Raw genomic sequence first — 3,119 nt, 5'->3', positions numbered from 1 at the left:
CCTTTAGTCCATAATCCCTTACTTCGTCAAGCTTTTTCCTCTTCCCTCTTCCCTAGTCCCTAGCCCCTAGCCCCTAGCCCCTAGTTATAATGCAGCTTGGTGTAACTTCAGGAGTTGCAAGTTGCCAACGCGAAAACAGTCAGATACAGCAATATTTCTTTGTCAGTTGCTTTCCAATCTGTACCAGCCAATTCAAATTTTCCGTTACGATCGGAATTTGAAAACGATTTACATCCAGGCTGGAAGGTGGGATGAAATTGCTCTCATAATTGATGAAGAAGGAAGTTGGGAGTTTGTGCTATGATACCGAATCTGCCTCAAATGTCGAATACTGAGTTAAAACAGTATCTTTCGGAACATAGAAATGATGAGGAAGCCTTCCGCGCAGCTTTGGAAGTATTAATGAGTCGTCGCAATCCCGCCAATCTTCAACCCTATCCTTTTGACCTTGCGAATCCAGAAAGCGAAGTTGAAGCTATTTTGAGAGAGAAACTGCATCAAGGTGAGTAACAGCAGGCTTTTTGAAGAATAGAGGTACGTTGTTGCGATGCCGCGCTTTTCAGGTGAGTGAGGTACAGAGAAACCCGGTTTCTTGAAGAAACCGGGTTTCTTTGGCTAGGTTTCTGTGTTATACAGCAGTCAAACTAGAGAAATTTTAATATGTCAGGGCTTAATTTAGGACAGACTCAGACAAGGCTGTTAACCTGTACGGCGATTATGGCGGCTGGAACTTTGGTTTCAGGCGCACTCGGAGGGATGGCGGCGGGGGTGATGGGTGGGATGGTAGCCAACGATTTGGGGGAATTGGCTAAACGGCTGGGTCGAGATGAGAATATTTTGAGTAATGATGACTTGGCGCGGGTGGCGGGAGTTGGTATTGCAGCCGTCATCGAGGCGGTTAATGAGTCTAATGATTTTCCCAGTTATCAAAAACAACTGAAAGAATTAGCCAAAACGGCGCGAGAAGCTTGGGCTTATATCGCTAAAACCTACGTTTTCCGCAGTGCTGATTTCGATCCGATTCGGGAAACTCAATTGCCAGAAATGTTTTCTACTGAAGCACAAAAGTTTGCCGAAGTCAAGGCACTCACACCTTCAGCTTGGAAAGTAATTATTGATTGGCTGAGTCGGAATGCTGATGTCGAATTAGCTGAGAGTTTAATTGATGAACTTTCTCAGTGTCTTTATCATACATTTCCCAAGGCATTGCGGGAAGCACTGAAAAAAGATGCCCAGGAAGGTGGGAAAGCTTTTGCGGCGATGCAGCTAATGTTGTTGGGAAAAATTATTGCCGCTACCAAGGAATTACCAGATCGATATCAGGAAATCGCCCAACAGTTAGAAGAAATGAAAGCCAAACTCACTCCTTCGTTACCAATTTTCAGTCATAATCGGGCGTTGATTGAAGAGAAAACTAAAGATTTTGTCGGTCGGGAAGATGTGTTTAAAAAAATCGATAATTTCCTCAATAGCCAACCCAAAGGCTATTTTATTATCGAAGCAGAACCGGGGATTGGCAAAAGCACGATGATGGCGCAATTTGTACTGCGAACGGGATGCGTGCATCATTTCAACGTGCAATCTACCGGGAAAAATGGCACGGGTTTGTTTATAGAAAAGATTTGTACCCAACTGATTGAAAAATACCAGTTAGACTACAAATTTTTACCAACAGAAGCGACGCGAGACAGCGATTTTTTAGAGAGATTGCTGGATGAAGCTAGCAGAAAATTGGGGCAAGATAAACTGGTAATTGTGGTGGATGCCCTGGATGAAGTGGATTTGAAAAGCCAAAAGCCGAATACCAACGTCCTTTATTTACCGCCCCATTTGCCGCCGAATGTCTACTTCGTAATGACGCAGCGACCGCTGAAAAATAAACCGCTACCTTTTTTAGTGGAAGCGCCGCAGGAAGTGTTTGCATTGCAGGCAGAATCGGAATTGAACAAGCGTGATATTAAACAATCTATTCAACAAAAACTGGCGAAAAGTCAGACATTGCAGAATTGGATTGCTGTGGGAAATTTAAGGGATAATGAGTTTATCGACCAATTGGCAGAAAAGAGCGAGTATAACTTTATGTATCTGCGCTATGTTCTGCCAGATATTGAATCAGGCAAGTATCAAAATTTAGATATCAAAAGTTTGCCCTCTGGTTTAAATCAATATTACCAACAACACTGGCAGCGGATGGGGATGGATGCCGATGGTTTGCCGCAAATTAAAATTGATACGATTTACGTTTTGGTGAAATTGGGCGAACCTGTTTCTGCTGAATTAATTGCCGATATTGTGGAAGAATCGAAACCGAAAGTGCGGCGAATTCTGCGGGAGTGGGAGCAATTTTTACGTGAGGAAGAAAAGGACGGACAAATCTGTTACAGCGTCTATCACACCAGTTTTCGAGATTTCCTCCTCCGCCAAGAAACTCTAGAAGAAGCTAATGTCAGTTTGAAGGATATTGAGGATCGGATTATCAATAATTTGCGGCAGGGGTTGTAAAAGATGAGCGATATACGGGAATGGTTAGCCAGTATGTCGCCGGACAGACTGCGGGTGACTTTGAGAACGTTACCGCAAGGTTTGGCGAGACAAGGGGATGGGGAAACTTTGTACCGCTTATTGACTGATTTTGATTTCCTTGAGGCGAAGATTTCCCATCCTGAGTTTGTGACAAAGGATGTGATTGAAGACTATCAAGCTGCTTTGGATGCTGGGGTGTTGTTTGCTGGAGAAAAAGCGGAGACTCTTAGGTTAATTCAAGGGGCAATTCGACTTTCGGCACATATTTTGGAGAGGGATAAGACGCAATTGGTAGGTCAATTGTTGGGGCGATTGCTGTCTTTTGATTTGCCAGAAATTCGGGAAATGCTGGAAGTAGCTAAGCAGAGGCAAGCTGCACTTTGGTTGCGTCCGCTGACAGCTAGCTTAACACCGCCTGGGGGTGCTTTGGTGCGAACTCTCAGTGGACATACAGAATCGGTAAGTGCAGTGGCGATCGCACCCGACGGCAAATTCGCTGTTTCTGCTTCATGGGATAACACCCTGAAAGTTTGGGATTTGTCATCAGGTAATCAACTCAATACTCTCAGTGGACATACAGAATCGGTAAGTGCAGT

The 3,119-nt window shown here is 44.2% G+C and carries 3 protein-coding genes and 1 pseudogene; all 4 read left to right on the top strand.

Annotation, left to right across the window (positions count from 1 at the left end; all coding sequences use genetic code 11):
- Positions 1-121: 121 nt before the first annotated feature.
- Entirely contained in the window at positions 122-304 is a 183-nt protein-coding gene (locus LAY57_RS33095) for a DUF6888 family protein (RefSeq protein ID WP_249071440.1), read from the top strand.
- Positions 301-510 carry a DUF6887 family protein gene (locus LAY57_RS33090; protein ID WP_249071439.1) on the top strand — a complete coding sequence of 70 codons (210 nt, stop codon included), beginning with the start codon at positions 301-303 and terminating at the stop codon, positions 508-510. Before LAY57_RS33095 ends, LAY57_RS33090 begins: the two co-directional genes overlap by 4 nt.
- A gap of 150 nt (positions 511-660) precedes the next feature.
- Positions 661-2,502, top strand: a complete 1,842-nt coding sequence (locus LAY57_RS33085; RefSeq protein WP_249071438.1) for a P-loop domain-containing protein — start codon at positions 661-663, stop codon at positions 2,500-2,502.
- Positions 2,503-2,505: 3 nt separating this feature from the next.
- Positions 2,506-3,119: pseudogene (locus LAY57_RS33080) on the top strand (hypothetical protein); the annotation flags it as partial.

This window comes from Argonema antarcticum A004/B2 (genome assembly GCF_023333585.1).
Classification (GTDB): Bacteria; Cyanobacteriota; Cyanobacteriia; order Cyanobacteriales; family Aerosakkonemataceae; genus Argonema; species Argonema antarcticum.
This window is presented reverse-complemented; position numbering and strand designations above follow the sequence as displayed.

What these genes read in the sequence shown, in the direction of transcription:
- LAY57_RS33090 (WP_249071439.1), top strand. Translation starts at nt 301, where the DNA reads ATGATACCGAATCTGCCTCAAATGTCGAATACTGAGTTAAAACAGTAT.
- LAY57_RS33085 (WP_249071438.1), top strand. Translation starts at nt 661, where the DNA reads ATGTCAGGGCTTAATTTAGGACAGACTCAGACAAGGCTGTTAACCTGT.